The following is an 18,625-nucleotide window of genomic DNA, read 5'->3' as shown; positions in this document are numbered from 1 at the left end:
GTGCCACCAAGGTCGGACGAGCCGCGCCGGGACCCTACGGGGTCCCGGCGCGGTTCTGCGCGTGACGCCGGGCCCGCCGACGGCGAGCCACGCACCGGCGAGCCGGGCATCGGGGGCATCTCCGGCGCCCGGGCGTACACCCCGAGGGGCCGGACCGTCCGTGAGGAGCGCGGCGCGCCGGCGCGCGGTCAGGGCGCCGAGCAGCGGCGTACGCCGCGCAGCACCCGGTCCGGTGACCCGTTCCGGCCGGCGTTGCAGGTGCTCGACGGCGGTCGGGCCGCCGCCCGGGCCGGCCGGCGCGACGCTCCGGCCGCCGGACGCGGTGGGGTGGTGCGCACCGTCGCACCGCGTACCCCCCGTGGCCCGGGTGGGGACGAGCCGCCGCCGCGTCGCCGGACCACGCCACGCGCGCCGCGGCGCACCGACCGACCGGCGGCGCGGCGGCCGTCGCGCAAGCCACGACGCCCGCCGAAGCTGGCCGACTCGCGGCTGCGGCTGCGGCTGGGCACGGTGCTCGCCCTGACGCTCTTCGCCAGCATCGGGATCCGACTGATCTTCCTCCAGACGGTGGACGCTCCGGCGTACGCCGGGGGCGGCATCAGCGACCGACTCCGCACCGTCGAGCTGCCGGCGCCGCGCGGCGCGATCTACGACGGCACCGGCGCGCCGCTGGCCCGCAGTGTCGAGGCGAGGTACGTGTACGCCGACCCGACCGAGGTGGAGGATTCCGCCGCCGTCGCCAAGGCGCTCTCCCCGCTGCTCGGCATCGCGGTGTCGAAGCTCGTCGAGCAGATGAAGCCCCGCAAGCTGGAGGACGGCAAGCCGTCCCGCTTCGTGTACCTGGCGCGGGGAGTGGAGATCTCCACCGCCAAGCGGGTACAGGCGCTGGAGCTGTCCGGCATCGGGGTGCACCGCGACGAACGCCGTGAGGTGCCCGGTGGTGACCTGGCGGCCAACCTGATCGGCTTCACCAGCCAGGACATGGTCGGGTTGGAGGGGCTGGAGGCCCGCTACGACGACGTGCTCGCCGGGCAGGACGGCAAACGGGTGTACGAGGCCGGCCTCGGCGACCTCGGAGCGCCGATCCCGGGCGGCTACAGCCGGACCACTCTCGCCAAGCCGGGCAGCTCGCTCGCGCTCACCCTCAACCGCGACCTGCAGTTCCGAACTCAGCAGATCCTCAGCGCGGGCATGGCCAAGGCGCCGGGCGGCACCGGCGCGGCAGTGGTCATGGAGATTCCCTCCGGCGCGGTGCTGGCCCAGGCCAGCAACCCGACGTACAACGCGGCGAAGCCGACGCCCAGCGACCCGGTGGCCCGGGAGGACGCCGCGACCAGCTTCGTGGTCGACCCGGGCTCGGTGCACAAGGCGATCACCTACGGCGCGGCGCTGCAGGAGGGGGTGATCACCCCGGACACCACGTTCCCCGTCGCCAACAACATCAAGATGGGCGACACCTGGTTCTCCGACACCCATCCGGCTGACGGCAAGCGGATGAGCGTGCCGGGAATGCTCGCCTACTCGTCGAACGTCGGCACGATCACGATCGCCGAGAAGCTCGGCCGGGACCGTTTGATCGACTACCAGAAGCGGTTCGGGCTGGGCAAGCCCACCGGCGAGGGGATGCCGGGAGAGGCCAGCGGCCGACTGCTGCCGGCCGACGAGTGGAGCGGGTCGTCGTACGGGTCGGTGCCGATCGGGCACAGCGTCGACGCCACGCCGTTGCAGATGGCTGCCGCGTACGCCGCCATCGCCAACAACGGCACGTACGTGCAGCCGCACCTGGTCAAGGAGGTGATCGGCCCGGACGGTAAGCGCACCCCCGCGCCGGCCCCGGTGACCCGGTCGGTGCTCAGCCCGCAGAACGCGGCGGCCCTGCGCACCATGCTGGAGGCGGTCACCACCGTCGACCACGCCACCGGCCTGACCGCAGCCGTCCCCGGTTACCGGGTCGCCGGCAAGACCGGGACCGGGTGGCGGCTGGTGAACGGCAAGAAGCAGCCCGGTGAGGTGTCGTCGTTCATCGGCATGGCCCCCGCCGAGAACCCCCGCTACGTGATCGCGGTCTTCGTGTACGCGCCCAACGGCGGGGGCGCGGCGATCGCCAATCCAGCGTTCCGCGACATGATGCAGTTCACTCTGCGTCACTACCGGGTGCCGCCCTCGACCGGCGGATCCACGCCCAAGTTCGTGGTCTATCCGCGCTGAGCAGCGATGGCGGGACATCATCGGTGAGTGCCGACGAACCACCGGGGCGGCTGTGCGGCCGGAACCGGACGACCGGGTAGGGTCTGACGCCGTGCCCGGCAATCCACGTCCACGTACCGTGACCGGAGTCCGGCTCGGTGATCTCGCCGTCCGACTCGCCGTCGATCTTCCGGCGGACACCGCCGCGGTGGTCGTCTCCGGGGTCACCCATGCCAGCCAGGAGGTTCGCCCCGGCGACCTGTACGCGGCGCTGCCCGGTGCCCGTCGGCACGGGGCGGAGTTCGCCGCCGGCGCCGTCGAGGCGGGTGCCGTGGCGCTGCTGACCGACCCGGCCGGTGCGGAGTTGGCGGCGGGAACCGGCCTGCCCGCCCTGGTGGTGCCCGACCCGCGCGCCGTGCTCGGCGAGCTGGCCTCGGCCGTGTACGGCGACCCGACCGCCGATCTCACCGTGATCGGGGTGACCGGCACCGCGGGCAAGACGTCCACCGCGTACCTGATCGAGTCGGGGCTGCGGGCCGCCGGGCACACCACCGGACTGGTCGGGACGGTGGAGACCCGCCTCGGTGATCTGGTGATCGACAGTGTGCGCACCACCCCCGAGGCGACCGACCTGCACGCCATGCTGGCCACCGCCCGCGAGCGTGGGGTCACCGCCGTGGTCATGGAGGTCTCCAGCCACGCGCTGGCCATGGGCCGGGTGGGCGGGGTCCGGTTCGCCGTCGGTGGTTACACCAACTTCGGCTCCGACCACCTGGACTTCCACGCCGACAGCGACGACTACTTCGCCGCGAAGGCCCTGCTCTTCGACGGGCGCTGCGCGGTCGAGGTGCTCAACCACGACGATCCGGCGTTGAAGCCGCTGCTCAAGCCGACCACCGTCACCTACTCGGCGGGCGGTGACCAGGGTGCTACCTGGTGGGCCGACGGGGTGAGCGGCGAGGGGTACGCGCAGCGGTTCACCGCGCACGGCCCGGACGGCGTGGCGGTGTCCGCCGGTGTCGCGCTGCCCGGCCGGCACAACGTGGCCAACGCGCTGCTGGCCATCGCCTCGCTCGTCGGTGCCGGGGTGGACCCGGGGACCGCTGCGACCGGTGTGGCTGCCTGCGGAGGCGTCCCGGGCCGGCTGGAGCTGGTCGACGTCACCGCGCCGGTGCGCGGGGTGGTCGACTACGCCCACAAGTCGGACGCGATCGTGGCCGCGCTCGCCGCGCTGCGCGAGTTGAGCGCCGGCCGACTGATCTGTGTGATCGGCGCCGGTGGGGACCGGGACCGGGGCAAGCGGCCGGTGATGGGCGCCGCCGCGGCGGAGGGAGCCGACGTGGTGCTGGTGACCGACGACAACCCGCGTACCGAGGATCCGGGGGAGATTCGCGCCGAGGTGCTGGCCGGGGCGTACCGGGCCGGCACGGCCGCTCGGATCATCGAGGTGGCGGGCCGCCGCGCGGCGATCGACGAGGCGGTGCGGCTGGCGGAGCCGGGCGACGTGATCGCGCTGCTCGGCAAGGGCCACGAGCGCGGCCAGGAGGTGGCGGGTCAGGTGCTCCCGTTCGACGACAGCATCGAGTTGTCCGAGGCGCTGCGGGCCCGCTTCGGGGACCTGGCGGGTCAGCGGTGATCACGCTGAGCCTGGCCGAGGTGGCCGCAGCGGTCGACGGGCGGCTGGTGGCCGCCGACCCGGCCGCCACGGTGACCGGTTCGGTGGAGTTCGACTCGCGCAAGGTGGGGCCCGGCTCGCTCTTCGTGGCCTTCCCGGGGGAGAAGGTCGACGGGCACGACTACGCGGCGACGGCGATCCAGGCCGGCGCGGTGGCGGTGCTCGGCAGCCGGGAGGTGCCCGGGGTGCCGATGGTGCTCGTCGACGACGCCCTGACCGCGATGGGCCGACTGGCCCGCGCGGTGGTGGACCGGCTGACCGGGCTGACCGTGATCGGCGTGACCGGCTCGTCCGGCAAGACCACCACGAAGGACCTGATCGGGCAGCTCACCTCCCGGCTCGGGGCCACCGTGGCGCCACCCGGCTCGTTCAACAACGAGCTGGGGCACCCGTACACCGCGCTGCGGGCCGACCCGGACACCCGTTACCTGGTGATGGAGAAGGGCGCGCGCGGGATCGGGCACGTCCGTTACCTGTGCGAGCTGGTGCCGCCCCGGATCTCCGTGGTGCTCAACGTCGGCACGTCGCACATCGGCGAGTTCGGCTCGCAGGACGCGATCGCCGTGGCCAAGGGCGAGCTGGTCGAGGCGCTGCCACCGGACGGGTTGGCCGTGCTGAACGCCGACGACCCACTGGTGGACGCGATGGCGGGCCGCACGCAGGCCCGGGTGGTCCGCTACGGCGAGGCGTCCGACGCCGACGTGCGCGCCGAGGACGTCACGCTCGACGAGCGGGGTCACGCGTCGTACACCCTGGTCACCCCGGAGGGGCGCGCGCCGGTGCGGCTCCGACTGGCCGGTCGCCACCAGGTCTGGAACACGCTCGCGGCGGCGGCGGTCGCCCGGGAGCTGGGGATGCCGCTGGCCGAGCTGGCCACGGCCCTCGGCGAGCTGGGGCTGGTCTCGACCCGACGGATGGACGTCTTCGACCGCCCCGACGGGGTGACCGTGATCGACGACTCGTACAACGCGAACCCGGCCTCGATGGCGGTCGCGGTGCGGGCGCTGGCCAGCATGGGCCAGGGGCGGCGTACCGTCGCGGTGCTTGGTTACATGGCCGAGCTGGGCCCGTTCGAGTACGACGGCCACGCCGAGGTCGGCCAACTCGCGGCCGAGCTGGGTGTCGACCGGCTGCTCGTGGTGGGTGAGCCGGCCGCGCCGATCCACGAAGGCGCGACAGCGGTAGCAAACTGGGGAGGAGAGTCGGTGCTGCTCACCGATCAGGCGGCGGCCGTCGAGGTGCTGCGGAGCGAGCTACGACCGGGTGACGTCGTCCTGGTCAAGGGCTCCCGGTACCGGACCTGGGAGGTGGCCGACGCACTGCGCGCCGACGCCGGTGGGGAGCCGACCCGATGAGGGCGGTGATCGTCGCCATCGGGGTGGCCTTCCTCGTCTCGCTCTTCTGCACCCCGATCGCGATCAAGGTGTTCACCCGGCTCAAGGCCGGTCAGCCGATCCGGTCGGACGGTCCGGCCATGCACCAGGGCAAGAAGGGCACCCCCACGATGGGTGGTGTGGTCTTCATCCTGGCCACGGTGATCGCGTACGTGGCCGGGCACCTCGCCCTGACCACCCTGCCGGATCAGCAGATCGCCCAGGTGGAGCCGACCATCACCGCGCTGGTGCTGCTGGGGCTGATGGTTTTCTCCGGCGCTGTGGGTTTCCTCGACGACTTCCTCAAGGTGCGCAAGCGCAACAGTGCCGGGCTGAACAAGCGTGGCAAGTTGCTCGGCCAGATCCTGGTCGGCGCGGTCTTCGGGGTGATCGCGCTGTGGTTCCCGAGCACGATGACCAACGGCTCGGGCCTGGCGACAAACACCGAGACGGTGGGCAGCACCACGCTGAGCTTCATCCGGGACATCGACTTCCTGGAGGTCAGCAAGGTCGGCGCGGTGATCATCTTCATCTTCGTGGTGATGGCCGCGACGAACGGCGTCAACCTCACCGACGGCCTGGACGGCCTGGCCACCGGCGCCTCGGTGATGGTGCTCGCCGCGTACGCGCTGATCGCGTTCTGGCAGTACCGGCACTGGTGCGCCGACCCGAACTACACCCAGCCGTACTGCTACGAGGTCCGCGACCCGTTGGAGATCGCGTTGATCGCCGGGGCGGCGGCGGGAGCCTGTGTGGGCTTCCTCTGGTGGAACACCTCCCCGGCGCGGATCTTCATGGGCGACACCGGGGCGCTGGGGCTGGGCGGGTTGATCGCCGGCATGGCGATGTCCACCCGCACCATTCTGCTGCTGCCGATCATCGGCGGGCTCTTCGTGATCATCACGATGTCCGTGGTGATCCAGATCATCTCCTTCAAGACCACCGGTAAACGGGTGTTCCGAATGTCTCCGCTCCAGCACCACTTCGAGTTGGCCGGCTGGAGCGAGGTCAACATCGTGGTGCGCTTCTGGATCATCGCCGGCATCGGCGTGGCCATCGCCCTGGGCCTGTTCTACAGCGAGTTCCTCGCCAACATGACCTGACCCGCAGCCCTCGCGCCCCGCGCCCCCGCGCCCCACCCCTCATCCGTCGATCTTGCACTTTCGGCTGGCGGAACGTCCCTTACTGGGCGTTTTGCCGGTGCACAAAGTGCAAGATCGACGCGGGAGGGCGGCGGGAGGGCGGCGCGGGGGGCGGCGTGGGGGAGGGCCGTGGGGGCGGCGTGGGGGCGGGTTCGACACGCCCGGTGAGGCGTTGTGGGGCGGTGGGGCGTGTTCAGCGGTGATGATGTCGGGGTGGGGGAGGAAATCGGCACCGAGGATGGGACTGTCGGACGACCGCGACGGTCGCCGAGCGCGGCGCGTACGCCGGTGACTGCCGGGGCGCGCGGTCCGGAGCGCGGCACGGCGGCCCGCGAACCCGGACCCGGGGCACGGGAATCTGGGGCAGTGGGGCGGGAACCCGGGGCGGCGGGACGCGGGCCGGAGGCCGTGGCGGCGACACCGCCGCGTGGGTTCGACGCGGCCGGCGGGCTGGCCGCGCTGCGCGGCCTGCTGGACCGGCCGCTGACCTCCTACTACCTTCTGCTGTCCTGCGCCGGCCTGCTGCTGCTGATCGGGCTGACCATGGTCTTCTCGGCGACCAGCGTGAAGGACTACGCCGAGGACGGCAACGCCTCGGCCTCGGTGACCAAGCAGGCCATCTTCGCGGTGATCGGCATCGGCGCGTTCTGGATCTGCCAGCGCCTGCCGGCCAGCACCTACCGGTCGTTGGGCCGGCCGCTGCTGTTCGCCTCGGTCGCCCTCCTGGTGGTGCTCAACCTGCTGGTCGCCTACGCCCGGCTGACCAGTCAGAAGTCGGCCAGCTTCGGCCCGATCGAGGCCCGGCTGAACTGGCTGTTCGTCGGCGGGATCCAGCTACAGCCCTCCGAGTTGGCCAAGTTCGCGATGGTGCTCTGGGGTGCGCACCTGGTCGCCCGCAAGGGCGCCGCGCTCGGTTGGTGGCGCGAACTGGCCACCCCGCTCTTTCCGGTGGTCGGCCTGCTCTTCGTCCTGGTCGGCTACAACGACACCGGCACGATGCTCTGTCTGCTGGCCCTGGTCGTGGGCCTGCTCTGGGCCGCCGGGGTGCGGATGCGGGTCTTCGGGGCCCTGGCCACGGCCGGGCTGGTCGGCATCGGCCTGCTCGTGGCGGTGGCCTCACTGGGCGCCGGCTCCGGCGAGCGCGGCGCGGACAACTACCGCCTCGCCCGGCTGGACATGTTCTTCAACCCGCCGGACCCGGAGACCTGCAAACTCAACGACTGCCTCCAGTTCTACCAGGGGCGGCTGGCCATCGAGCACGGTGGCTGGTTCGGTGTCGGGCTGGGCAAGGGCAGCCTGAAGTGGGACTGGCTCCCCGAGGCGCACAACGACTTCATCTTCGCGATCGTCGCCGAGGAGCTGGGCGTGATCGGGTGCGTCGTGGTGCTCAGCCTCTTCGCGGTCCTCGCGTACACCGGTTTCCGGATCGCCCGGCGGGTCGACGACCCGTTCCGCCGGCTCGCCGCCACCGCCGTGACCACCTGGCTGGTCAGCCAGGCCGTGATCAACATCGGTGGGGTGGTGGGGCTGCTGCCGATCACCGGTCTGCCGTTGCCGTTCATCTCCGACGGCGGAAGTGCCCTGGTGGTGACGTTGGCCGGCATCGGCATGCTGGCGTCCTTCGCCCGCGCCGAACCCGATGCGGCCAGAGCACTGCATGCCCGTCCGCCGGCCCGGTGGGTCCGACTACTCTGGGCCCCGTTGCCGCCGCTTCCCGGCCGGCGTCGCCGCCCGGCGACGCCGCCCGCTGGCCGAGGGTCCGTACCCCGGTCCCGCGAGCGGCGCCACGACGATCAGGCCGCGCCGCGCGGGGTCCGACAGGACCGCAGCCGCGGTGGTACGGCGAGCGAGAGGAGACGCTGATGGGTCCGCTGCGTTCGGTGGTGCTCGCGGGAGGTGGCACCGGGGGGCACGTCTACCCGCTGCTCGCCTTCGCCGACTGCCTGCGCCGACACGACCCGGGCGTCCGGATCACCTGCCTCGGCACACCACGGGGCATGGAGAACGACCTGATCCCGCCGCAGGGTTACGACCTGCGGCAGATCCCGGCGTACCAGCTGCCCCGGTCGGTCAACATGAACCTGGTCCGTACCCCCGGTCGGATGTGGACCGCGGCCCGCGCCGCGGGCAAGGTGATCGACGAGGTGCGCGCCGACGTGGTCGTCGGCTTCGGCGGGTACGTCTCGGTGCCGGCCTACCTGGCCGCGTGGCGCCGCGAGCTGCCCATGGTGATCCACGAGGTGAACGTGCCGCCGGGCGTGGCCAACAAGCTGGGCATGAAGTTCACCAAGAACGTGGCCGTCGGCTTCCCGAACCAGCCGAGCCAGGCCGAGTCGCTGCGGGACGCCACGGTCGTCGGTGTGCCGCTGCGCCGCGCCATCGCCGGTCTGGACCGGTACGCGCTGCGTAACGCCGCCCGCGCCCACTTCGGGCTCCGCCCGGACCTGCCGGTGCTCTTCGTGTCCGGCGGCTCGTCCGGCGCCCGCTCGATCAACCTGGCGGTCTCCGGGGCGGCCAAGGAGCTGGCCCGCAACGGCGTGCAGGTGCTGCACGTGATGGGCGCCCGCAACGAGCCGGTGCCGATCCCGACCGACCTGCCGGTGCCGTACGTGACGCTGCCGTACCTGTCCGAGATGGAGCTGGGCTACGCCGCCGCCGACCTGATGCTGGCCCGGGGCGGGGCGATGACCGTCGCCGAGGTGGCCGCGATCGGGCTGCCCACGATCTACGTGCCGTACCCGCACAGCAACCAGGAGCAGCGGCGCAACGCGCTGCCCGTGGTGGAGGCCGGCGGTGGGCTGCTGGTCGACGACGCGGAGCTCACCCCGGACTGGCTGGAGCGCACCGTCATCCCCCTGATCCGCGACCCACAGCGGCTCTACAACATGGGTGCCGCCGCCGGGTCGTACGGCCGGCGCGACGGCGACGAGGCGCTGCGTTCCTTCGTGCTGGCGGCGGTGGCCCGATGACCGCGCAGTTCACCCCGGCCGGCACGCTCACCGCCGAGGACCTGGGTGCCGTCCACCTGATCGGAGTGGGTGGGGTGGGCATGCTCGGCGTGGCCCGGCTGCTGCTCACCCGCGGTATCCGGGTCTCCGGCAGCGACCTGCGGGAGTGGCCCTCGCTGGCCGGCCTGCGGGCGCTCGGCGGCACCATCCACCTCAGTCACGAGGTGAGCAACCTCGACGGCGTGGACACCGTCGTCTACTCGTCGGCCATTCCCCAGGACCACCTGGAGCTGGTCGAGGCGCGTCGGCGCGGCCTGCGGGTGCTGCACCGCTCGGAGGCGCTCGCCGCGGCGATGACCGGCCGTCGGGCGGTGGCCGTCGCCGGCACGCACGGCAAGACCACCACCACCTCGATGGTGACGATGGTGCTCCAGCAGGCCGGTGTGGACCCGTCCTTCGTGATCGGCGGGGAGATCTCCGAGGTCGGTTCGGGCGCCCACCACGGCACCGGCGAGCACTTCGTGGTCGAGGCGGACGAGAGCGACCGCTCGTTCCTCATCTACCGCCCGTACGTCTCGATCATCACGAACGTCGAGGCGGACCACCTGAACACCTACGGCGACTACGCGACGCTGGAGGCGGCGTTCGTGGAGTTCGCCCGCCTGACCGACCCGGACGGGTTCATCATCACCTGCGTCGACGACCCCGGCGGTCGGCGGTTGGCCGAGAGCCTGCGGTCCGAGGGACGACGGGTGTTCACCTACGGCGAGGCGGCCGACGCCGACCTGCGCTTGACCGAGATGGTCTCCTCCGCCCGTGGAGTGCGCTACCTGGCCGCCATCGACGGGCGGTCGCTGGGCGAGTTCCGGCTGCCGGTGCCGGGCCGACACATGGGGCTGAACAGCGCCGCCGCGGTGCTGGCCGCGTACCTGCTGGAACTGCCGCTGGAGGCGGCGGAGGCCGCGCTGGCGGTCTTTCCCGGGGTGCGGCGGCGCTTCGAGCGCAAGGGTGTCGCGGACGGTGTGCTGGTCTACGACGAGTACGCCTACCACCCGACCTCGATGACGCTGGCGAACCAGACGTTGCGCGAGGTCGCCGGGGACGGACGGCTGATCGTCGTCTTTCAGCCGTACCGGCTGTACCGCACCCGCGACAACCAGGCGGAGATCGCCGAGGCGCTGGCCATCGCCGACGAGGTGGTGCTCCTGGAGGTCTTCGGGCCGGGTGAGCTGCGTCAGCCCGGCGAGGGCTCGGCGGCACTGATCGCGGCGGTGGATCTGCCCGCCGACCGCAAGGTCTTCGTGGAGTCGTGGGAGCAGGCCCCGATCGAGGTGGCCCGTCGCGCCCGCTCCGGGGACGTGGTGGTCACCATGGGCGCTCCGCCGATCTCGCTGATGGGCGACGAACTGCTGGCCGCCCTGGGTGAGCGCGCCTCCGGCTCGGCGCCGACAGCGACCGTCGACCCGGTGGCCACCACCCCGGCGCTCGGTGACCCGGTGCCGGGTGGGGCGACGTCCGGCGGCGACGGCGCGGCTCTCGGTGGCACCGCCGTGCCCGGCGGCTCGGCGCCCACGGCCGGATGAGTCCCGGCCCGGCCCGAGGGCGGACCAGCGCCGCCGACGGTGGCGCTCCGCGCCGCGGTCCGGCCCGGCGGTGGCAGTTGGTCCGGGCGGGCCGCGACGCGGTGCCGCCCTCGACCCGCCGGTTCATGGCCCGTGCCCGGCAGCGTCGTATGCGTGCGGCGCTGCCGTGGGCGGTGACCGCCGGGGTGCTCGCCCTGGCCGGGTTGGTCGCCTGGACGGTGCTCGGCACGGGGCTGTTCGGTGTGCGGGAGGTGCGCGTGGAGGGTGCCGACCTGGTCAGCCCGGTGCAGGTGCACGACGCGGCGGAGGTGCCGGACGGGGTGCCGCTGGCCCGGGTGGACCTGGCCGCCGTCGCCCGTCGGGTCGGCGCGCTGCCGGCGGTGGAGCGGGCCACGGTCTCCCGGGACTGGCCCGGCGCGCTGGTGGTGCGGGTGACCGAGCGGACAGCGGTGGCGGTGGTGCCGCAAGGCCAGGTGTTCGCCCTGATCGACCGCAGCGGGGTGGCGTTCCGGACGGTGGAGCGACGCCCGGCCGACCTGCCACAGGTGACTGTCGCCCGGCCGGCCGCCGACGACCCCGGCACCCGGGCCGCGCTGGAGGTGCTCGTCGCGCTGACGCCGCAGCTGCGCGCGGAGCTGGTGGACGTGAACGTGGCGGGGCTGGCCCGGATCAGCCTGCGGTTGCGCGGCGACCGGACGGTGGTCTGGGGTGACGCGAGCCGGGGTACGGACAAGGCCCGGGTGGCCACCGCACTGCTCGACGAGGACGCCGACCGGATCGACGTGAGCGCGCCGGATGTGGTGACCTTTCGTTGACCAGTGAGCGTGCGTGGCGTGACCCGTGGCGCTCCGCGCGGCGACACGCCGCCCGGGTCCTTGGCTCATCGCGCGGTGGCGCTTACGTTGCCTCGAAGAGCTTCAGTGGTTGACATAACTGTAAGCCTCTAGTAGAGGGTTAGGGTTCACCCCTGATCCTCGTTGGAGACAGCTGTCGTCGGCCGCTGGTCTGGCCACGCCGTAACCGGTCGGCCGAAGCCAATCTCGAAGGAAAGGACCGGAGATGACACCTCCGCACAACTACCTGGCGGTCATCAAGGTCGTCGGCATCGGGGGTGGCGGCGTCAACGCCGTCAACCGGATGATCGAGGTTGGGCTCAAGGGCGTCGAGTTCATCGCGATCAACACCGACGCGCAGGCGCTGCTGATGAGCGACGCCGACGTCAAGCTCGACGTCGGTCGGGAGCTGACCCGCGGCCTGGGGGCCGGGGCCAACCCGGACGTCGGGAAGAACGCCGCCGAGGACCACCGCGACGAGATCGAGGAGGTGCTCAAGGGTGCCGACATGGTCTTCGTGACCTGCGGCGAGGGCGGCGGCACCGGCACCGGCGGCGCACCCGTGGTGGCCAACATCGCCCGCAAGCTCGGCGCGCTGACCATCGGCGTGGTGACCCGGCCGTTCTCCTTCGAGGGCAAGCGCCGCCAGGTGCAGGCCGAGACCGGCATAGACGAGCTCCGCAACCAGTGCGACACGTTGATCGTCATCCCGAACGACCGACTGCTGGCCCTGGGCGACCGCAACATCAGCATGATGGACGCGTTCCGCACGGCCGACCAGGTGCTGCTCTCGGGTGTGCAGGGCATCACCGACCTGATCACCACCCCGGGTCTGATCAACCTGGACTTCGCCGACGTCAAGAGCGTGATGAGCGGCGCCGGCAGCGCGTTGATGGGCATCGGCAGCGCCCGCGGCGAGAACCGCGCGGTCGAGGCGGCCGAGGCGGCCATCTCCAGCCCGCTGCTGGAGCAGAGCATGGACGGCGCGCGGGGCGTGCTGCTCTCCATCGCCGGCGGCTCCGACCTGGGCCTGTTCGAGATCAACGACGCCGCCCAGCTGGTCACCGACGCGGCTCACCCGGACGCCAACATCATCTTCGGCGCTGTCATCGACGACGCGCTCGGTGACGAGGTGCGGGTGACTGTCATCGCGGCGGGCTTCGACGGCGGCACGCCCGCGTACAAGGCGGCCGAACCGACCCGCAAGACCAACACCAACCAACCCGCACCGCAGAGCACCCCGGCGCCCGTGCCGGCCACCAACCCGGCCCCGGCCCAGTCACCGCGTCGCGTGCTCTTCGACGACGTGGACGTTCCCGACTTCCTCAAGAACGGGTCCTGAGCACCGCCGATGACCGACAGCTCAGCCACGGTACGACCGGATCGGCACGCCGAACTCGCGGCCGGTCTGGCCCAGGTCCGGTCCCGGGTCGATGACGCCTGCGCGCAGGCCGGCCGGGACCCCGCCGAGGTGACCATGATCGCGGTGACGAAGACCTACCCGGCCAGTGACGTGGTGGCGCTGGCCGGGCTCGGGGTGACCGACATGGGGGAGAACCGGGACCAGGAGGCCGCCGGCAAGGCCGCCGAGGTGGCTGCCGCCGGGGTGCGTCCCCGCTGGCACTTCATCGGCCAGTTGCAGCGCAACAAGGCCCGCTCGGTGGTCCGCTACGCCGACGTGGTGCACTCCGTCGACAGTGTCCGGCTGGCCCGGGCGTTGGCCACCGCGACCGCGGACCGGCGCGAGCCGCTGGACGCTCTGGTCCAGGTGAGCATTGACGGCGACGCGGCCCGGGGCGGCGCGCTGCCCGGCTCGGCGGATCCGGCCGCCGGTCTGGAGCCGGTGGCGGAGGCGGTCGCCGAGGCAACGGGGTTGCGTCTGGTCGGTCTCATGGCTGTCGCTCCGCTGGGGTGGGAGCCGGAGCGGGCGTTCGCCCGGCTCGCGGAGGTCGCCGACGCGTTTCGGGCTGTCCATCCGGGAGCGACCGCGCTGTCCGCCGGCATGAGCGGGGATTTCGACACCGCGATCCGTTACGGCGCGACACATGTCCGCGTCGGTAGCGCGTTGCTCGGAATGCGTCCCACGCTGCGGTAGCCTGACCGCGAGACAAGCAAATTACATCAGTGTTGTTTCAGGGGCGGGCGTCTCCCGGTCGGGGGTCGTGGCGCGCGACGCGAATCGCGCGCCGGGGGGATTGCTGTTCCGGTCCGATGGGCATGGTTGTCCACTCGCGACGGGCGACATGGCACGGGGGCGCGTGCCGCACGGCGGACGGAAGGGCGCGGGATGGGTGCACTGCGCAAGGCGGGGGTCTGGCTCGGTCTGGTCGAAGAAGACGACGAGCGGGCCTACGACGACGGTGGCTACGACAAGGGTGGCTACCGCGACTCGCGGTACCGGCAGAGCCGGTACTCCGAGGAGTTCGCCGACGACGACGAGGACGACGCCGAGGAGCCGCCGGCTCCCCGGCCGCGCGACAGTGGGCGGGGTCGACTCTCCGAGCGGTCGAGCGGCCGGTTGAGCGAGTCCGAGCGCGGTGACGGTGAGCGGCCGGAGCGGATCGAGCGGTCCAGCGTCCGGTCCATCACCCGCTCGTCCGTGGGCGAGACCTCCGGTGCGCTGACCTACCACACTCGGGACAATCTGGCCCTCGCGCCGCAGGTCACGGCGCGTGAGCGGGCCCTGCCCGAGGAGGAGCAGCGTTACCAGATCACCACGCTGCACCCCACCACCTACCGGGAGGCGCGCACGATCGGTGAGCACTTCCGCGACGGTGTCCCTGTGATCATCAATCTCACCGAGATGGATGAGGCGGATGCCCGCCGTCTGGTGGACTTCGCCGCCGGGCTGGCGTTCGGCCTGCGCGGTACGATCGAGCGCGTGACCAATCGGGTGTTCCTGCTCTCACCGGCTAACGTCCAGGTCACCGCAGAGGACAAAGCCAAGATCGCTGAGGGCGGCTTTTTCAGTCTGAGTTGATCCCGCCCGACCCGAGGGACGTCGCTGACCGTGTTGTCGATCTTACTGCAAGTGCTGTACCTGATCCTTTATGTCTTCCTGCTCGTTCTTCTGTCCCGGTTCGTGTTGAGCGCCGTCCTGCAGTACGGCCGTCGCTGGCAACCGGGGCGTGGAGCATCGGCAGGATTGGAATCCGTGTGGAGCGTCACTGATCCCCCTCTCAACGCGTTGAGGCGTGTGATCCCTCCGCTGCGAATTGGTACCGTGAGCATCGACCTGGCCTCCCTTGTGCTCCTGGTTATCCTGTTCGTGCTGATGGAGTTCGTGTTAGGGCCGTCGATCAGGGCATCTGCCTGATGACCGACGCGCTTTCGCGGCCGCAACTGACCCGAGGAGTTTCGATGCCGCTGACCCCGGCCGACGTCCACAACGTCGCCTTCAAAAAGCCGCCGATCGGCAAACGGGGGTATGACGAGGAGGAGGTCGACGCCTTCCTCGATGAGGTCGAGCGCGAGCTCGCCCGTCTCATCGAGGAGAACAACGAGCTGCGCGCCCAGGTGGAGCGCGGCGGCCGTGGCGGTGCCCCCGCCGGCCCCGGCGGCGACGCCCGACTGGCGGCGGAGCTCAACGATGTCAAGGCCCAACTGGACCGGGTGCAGCGCGACAAGTCGGCGGCCGAGCAGGCTGCCCGCGCGATGCAGGCCGAGCTGGAGCAGGTCCGCGCGACCGGCGGCCCGGCCGGCGGCGTCACCGGTGACGGCGAGCAGCAGGCCCTGCGCGTGCTGATGATGGCCCAGCGCACCGCCGACGACCACGTGTCCGACGCTCGCCGCGAGGCCGACCAGCTGTTGTCCGAGGCTCGCAGCAAGGCCGAGGAGGTGACCCGGGAGGCGCGCGCCAAGGCTGACGCCCTTGAGCGGGACGCCCGCCAGCGGCACCAGGAGGCCATGGGTGGCCTGGACGCCAAGCGCACGGCGCTGCAGAAGCACATCGAGGAGCTCAAGCAGTTCGAGCGCGAGTACCGCACCCGGCTCAAGGCGTACCTGGAGAGCCAGCTGCGTGACCTCGACGGTCGTGGCCAGGGCCTCGAAGCCGAGATGACCCGCTCCGAAGCTGGCCGGGTCACTGGCGGCAACGGGCTGGCCGCAGCGGGCCTCGCTGGTTCGTACGGCGGCGGCGGGCGCTCCGGCGCCCTCGAAGCCGGACGCTGAGCACCGGCCGGCGATCGCTGTCCGCCAATGGTGACGGTCGCCGGCCCGGCCTGGACGGTTCGACGCGGCGGGGGTGAGCCGTGATAGTCGCAAGTCTCCTGCTCATCCTCGTCGCGGTGGTGCTACTGGTGCTCGGCCTGGCCGGTGGCTCCAGCTTCTTGTTGGTCATCTCCATCGCGGCCAGTCTGCTGGCCGCCGTGGCGTTGGTGGTGGGGGCCCGCCAGGCAGCCGCCAACCGCGCCATGGCGGATCCCGGCCGGACCGACCGGCGACACCCCGACGCGCCCCGCACGGCCAGCCAGGCCACACCGGGTGTCGCGTACGGGCCGCCGCTGGTCGAGCCGGAGGTGCCGGTCCAGCACGTGCCCACGACGTTTGGTACCGGCGGCGCCGGGTGGCGGCAACCACCCGAGCCGCCGGTCGACCCGCCGCGCGTCGACGACGCGTCGCCGATGGCGAGTGCGGCGGACGAGACGCCTGCGCGGGCCCGGCCGGTCAGCCCGGCGTCGCCCCTCACGGAGTCGACCGGCGACGTGTTCGACCCGGCGGTCGCGGCGGTCGACGAGCCGGCCGCCCAGCAGATCACGCCCGCCGAGGCGGCCCGGGTGGCCCGACTGCTCGACGCTGTCGAGGTCGTCGACGGCCGCCCCCGTTACCACCTGGACGGCTGCCCCCACCTGATCGGCTGGCAGCCCGAGACGTTGCCGGTCGCCGAGGCGGTGGACCTCGGCTTCACCCCGTGCGCGCACTGCGCGCCGGCGACCGCTCTCCTCGCCGACGCCCGTCCGATCTGAAGCGGCGCCGGTGCCCGCGCAGGACACGCTCACAGTGGCGGTACGGGTGAAGCCCGGCGCCTCCCGGGACCGGGTGGGTGGCCGCTTCGACGGCCCGCACGGGCCTGCCCTCGTGATCGCGGTCCACGACCCGGCCGTCGACGGGCGGGCCACCGAGGCCGCCCGGCGGGCGTTGGCCGGCGCGTTGGGCGTCCGGCCGGCCCTCGTGTCGCTGCGTGCCGGCGCGGGCAGCCGGGACAAGCTCTTCCTCGTCGATCGGCCCGGCCCGGACCTGCCCGAGGTGCTGCGCCGTCTGCGTGACGGATCCGCCGAGTGAGGACAGTCCAGGCAAGGCAGCCGTGACGCCCGGGTTGGACATCGCGCTGCTGCTCGGTGCGGCGGTGCTGCTGGTCGCTGTCGGCGCGGTGCGACTCTCCACCCGGCTCGGTGTGCCCAGCCTCCTGGTCTACCTGGCTCTGGGTGTGGCGATCGGCGAGAGCGGGTTGGGCATCCGTTTCGACGACGTCGAGCTGACCCGGACCCTCGGCTTCTGCGCGCTCATCGTGATCATCGCGGAGGGCGGGCTCACCGCCCGGTGGACCACGCTGCGCCCGGTGCTGGGGCTGGCCTCCGCGCTGTCCACTGTCGGCGTGGTCGTCAGCATCGTGGTGGTCGGCGTGGCCGTGCACCTGCTGCTGGGGCTGGACTGGCGGTTGGCTCTGCTCTACGGCGCGGTGCTCTCGTCCACCGACGCGGCGGCCGTCTTCGCCACTCTGCGCCGACTGCGGTTGCCGCCCCGGCTGGTGGCGACCCTGGAGGCCGAGTCGGGGATGAACGACGCCCCGGTGGTGCTGCTGGTGGTGCTGCTGTCCCACCGGGGTTTCGCACACCCGTGGTGGTACGAGGTCGCGTTGGTCTGTTACGAGCTGGGCGTCGGCGCGGCGGTGGGCGTCGCCGCCGGCGTCGCCGGCACGTGGGCGCTGCGCCGGGCCGCGCTGCCCTCGGCCGGGCTCTACCCGATCGCCGCGGTGGGCATCACGGTGCTGGCGTACGCCGCCGGGGCCGTCCTGCACGCCTCGGGCTTCCTCGCCGTCTATGTGGCCGGGGTGCTGCTGGGCAATGCCCGCCTGTCGCACCGGCAGGCGATTCTCGGTTTCGCGGACGGGTTGGCCTGGCTCGCCCAGATCGGGTTGTTCGTGCTGCTCGGGTTGCTGGCCTCGCCGGGCCGGCTGGACGCGGCGGTGCTGCCCGCGGTGGTCGCCGGGCTGGCTCTGGTGCTCCTGGCCCGGCCGTTGTCGGTGGCCGTCTCGGCGTTGCCGTTCCGGGTCGGGCTTCGGGAGCAGGCGTTCCTGTCCTGGGCCGGGCTGCGCGGGGCGGTGCCGATCGTCCTGGCCACCATTCCGCTCTCCGAGCGGGTGCCCGGCGCGGAGCGGCTCTTCGACGTGGTCTTCGTGCTGGTGGTGATCTTCACGCTGGTGCAGACCGGGACGTTGGGGCCGTTCGCCCGCCGGTTGCGGGTGACCGCGCCGGCTGAGGCCGCCGAGATCCACGTGGAGACCGCGCCGCTGGAGCGGATGCGGGCGGACCTGCTCCAGGTGGAGGTGCCACCGGGCTCACGACTGGCCGGGGTGCACGTCGACGAGCTGCGCCTTCCGCTGGGCGCGTCGGTGACCCTGGTGCTGCGCGACGGCGTGGGCTTCGTGCCGGCCCCGGACACCCGGTTGAAGACCGGCGACAGTCTGCTGATCGTGGCGACCGCCGGGGTGCGGGACGCGGCGGAACGGCGGCTGCGGGCGGTCAGTCGGCGGGGTCGGCTGGCCCGATGGTTTGGTGAGTACGGCGATGAGGTGCCCAATTGATCTGCTAGCGTTCCCTTTGCCCCAGTTAGGCATGGCTAGGGGCTGTTAGACGGTGCGACGGTGCGGCACGTTGTCGGACGCC

General features: G+C 72.3%; 16 protein-coding genes. All 16 read left to right on the top strand.

Translation table 11 applies throughout. From position 1 onward, the window contains the following. The 16 genes from AB0877_RS13045 to AB0877_RS12970 all read left to right on the top strand — a co-directional run bounded on the left by AB0877_RS13045 (window position 1) and on the right by AB0877_RS12970 (window position 18,543). A complete protein-coding gene (locus tag AB0877_RS13045; protein WP_366608777.1) occupies window positions 1–2,208 on the top strand; it encodes a penicillin-binding transpeptidase domain-containing protein in 2,208 nt (735 codons plus the stop codon). 52 nt (window positions 2,209–2,260) lie between these two features. Then, window positions 2,261–3,823 (top strand): UDP-N-acetylmuramoyl-L-alanyl-D-glutamate--2,6-diaminopimelate ligase, encoded by a 1,563-nt coding sequence (locus AB0877_RS13040; RefSeq protein WP_366608776.1) that lies wholly within the window; start codon window positions 2,261–2,263, stop codon window positions 3,821–3,823. Continuing rightward, window positions 3,820–5,217 (top strand): UDP-N-acetylmuramoyl-tripeptide--D-alanyl-D-alanine ligase, encoded by a 1,398-nt coding sequence (gene murF / locus AB0877_RS13035; protein ID WP_366608775.1) that lies wholly within the window; start codon window positions 3,820–3,822, stop codon window positions 5,215–5,217. The genes AB0877_RS13040 and murF overlap by 4 nt, the downstream gene beginning before the upstream one ends. Further along, on the top strand, window positions 5,214–6,338 hold the full coding sequence (gene mraY / locus AB0877_RS13030; RefSeq protein WP_030334519.1) for a phospho-N-acetylmuramoyl-pentapeptide-transferase: 1,125 nt from the start codon (window positions 5,214–5,216) through the stop codon (window positions 6,336–6,338). The genes murF and mraY overlap by 4 nt, the downstream gene beginning before the upstream one ends. A 489-nt stretch (window positions 6,339–6,827) precedes the next feature. Then, window positions 6,828–8,240: a putative peptidoglycan glycosyltransferase FtsW gene (locus tag AB0877_RS13025; protein WP_366609028.1), complete on the top strand. Its 1,413-nt coding sequence runs from the start codon at window positions 6,828–6,830 to the stop codon at window positions 8,238–8,240. Beyond that, window positions 8,240–9,346, top strand: coding sequence for an undecaprenyldiphospho-muramoylpentapeptide beta-N-acetylglucosaminyltransferase (gene murG / locus AB0877_RS13020; RefSeq protein ID WP_355007673.1), 1,107 nt, complete (start codon window positions 8,240–8,242; stop codon window positions 9,344–9,346). Before AB0877_RS13025 ends, murG begins: the two co-directional genes overlap by 1 nt. After that, on the top strand, window positions 9,343–10,908 hold the full coding sequence (gene murC, locus AB0877_RS13015) for a UDP-N-acetylmuramate--L-alanine ligase (RefSeq protein WP_366608774.1): 1,566 nt from the start codon (window positions 9,343–9,345) through the stop codon (window positions 10,906–10,908). The genes murG and murC overlap by 4 nt, the downstream gene beginning before the upstream one ends. Continuing rightward, on the top strand, window positions 10,905–11,723 hold the full coding sequence (locus AB0877_RS13010) for an FtsQ-type POTRA domain-containing protein (protein WP_366608773.1): 819 nt from the start codon (window positions 10,905–10,907) through the stop codon (window positions 11,721–11,723). Before murC ends, AB0877_RS13010 begins: the two co-directional genes overlap by 4 nt. A 244-nt stretch (window positions 11,724–11,967) precedes the next feature. Further along, the gene (gene ftsZ, locus AB0877_RS13005; RefSeq protein WP_366608772.1) at window positions 11,968–13,083 is read left to right on the top strand and encodes a cell division protein FtsZ; all 1,116 of its coding nucleotides are present in this window, start codon (window positions 11,968–11,970) and stop codon (window positions 13,081–13,083) included. Between the two features lie 9 nt (window positions 13,084–13,092). Next, complete coding sequence (locus tag AB0877_RS13000; protein WP_366608771.1) at window positions 13,093–13,836, top strand: YggS family pyridoxal phosphate-dependent enzyme; 744 nt, start codon at window positions 13,093–13,095, stop codon at window positions 13,834–13,836. A 192-nt stretch (window positions 13,837–14,028) separates the two neighbouring features. Beyond that, window positions 14,029–14,721 carry a cell division protein SepF gene (sepF, locus tag AB0877_RS12995; RefSeq protein ID WP_366608770.1) on the top strand — a complete coding sequence of 231 codons (693 nt, stop codon included), beginning with the start codon at window positions 14,029–14,031 and terminating at the stop codon, window positions 14,719–14,721. A gap of 30 nt (window positions 14,722–14,751) precedes the next feature. After that, a complete protein-coding gene (locus AB0877_RS12990; protein ID WP_366608769.1) occupies window positions 14,752–15,057 on the top strand; it encodes a YggT family protein in 306 nt (101 codons plus the stop codon). Window positions 15,058–15,101: 44 nt separating this feature from the next. Next, window positions 15,102–15,911 carry a DivIVA domain-containing protein gene (locus AB0877_RS12985; protein ID WP_357354875.1) on the top strand — a complete coding sequence of 270 codons (810 nt, stop codon included), beginning with the start codon at window positions 15,102–15,104 and terminating at the stop codon, window positions 15,909–15,911. A gap of 80 nt (window positions 15,912–15,991) precedes the next feature. Beyond that, complete coding sequence (locus AB0877_RS12980) at window positions 15,992–16,705, top strand: hypothetical protein (protein WP_366608768.1); 714 nt, start codon at window positions 15,992–15,994, stop codon at window positions 16,703–16,705. A gap of 10 nt (window positions 16,706–16,715) precedes the next feature. After that, window positions 16,716–17,021, top strand: coding sequence for a DUF167 domain-containing protein (locus AB0877_RS12975; protein WP_366608767.1), 306 nt, complete (start codon window positions 16,716–16,718; stop codon window positions 17,019–17,021). A 22-nt stretch (window positions 17,022–17,043) separates the two neighbouring features. Continuing rightward, window positions 17,044–18,543, top strand: a complete 1,500-nt coding sequence (locus tag AB0877_RS12970; protein WP_366608766.1) for a potassium/proton antiporter — start codon at window positions 17,044–17,046, stop codon at window positions 18,541–18,543. The last annotated feature ends 82 nt before the right edge of the window (window positions 18,544–18,625 follow it).

It is taken from the genome of Micromonospora sp. NPDC047644, from assembly GCF_040704315.1.
Classification (GTDB): Bacteria; Actinomycetota; Actinomycetes; order Mycobacteriales; family Micromonosporaceae; genus Micromonospora.
This window is presented reverse-complemented; position numbering and strand designations above follow the sequence as displayed.

Coding starts and splice junctions, on each gene's coding strand:
- mraY (WP_030334519.1), top strand. CDS start 5,214: ATGAGGGCGGTGATCGTCGCCATCGGGGTGGCCTTCCTCGTCTCGCTC.
- AB0877_RS13010 (WP_366608773.1), top strand. CDS start 10,905: ATGAGTCCCGGCCCGGCCCGAGGGCGGACCAGCGCCGCCGACGGTGGC.
- AB0877_RS13000 (WP_366608771.1), top strand. CDS start 13,093: ATGACCGACAGCTCAGCCACGGTACGACCGGATCGGCACGCCGAACTC.
- ftsZ (WP_366608772.1), top strand. CDS start 11,968: ATGACACCTCCGCACAACTACCTGGCGGTCATCAAGGTCGTCGGCATC.
- murC (WP_366608774.1), top strand. CDS start 9,343: ATGACCGCGCAGTTCACCCCGGCCGGCACGCTCACCGCCGAGGACCTG.
- murG (WP_355007673.1), top strand. CDS start 8,240: ATGGGTCCGCTGCGTTCGGTGGTGCTCGCGGGAGGTGGCACCGGGGGG.
- sepF (WP_366608770.1), top strand. CDS start 14,029: ATGGGTGCACTGCGCAAGGCGGGGGTCTGGCTCGGTCTGGTCGAAGAA.
- AB0877_RS12985 (WP_357354875.1), top strand. CDS start 15,102: ATGCCGCTGACCCCGGCCGACGTCCACAACGTCGCCTTCAAAAAGCCG.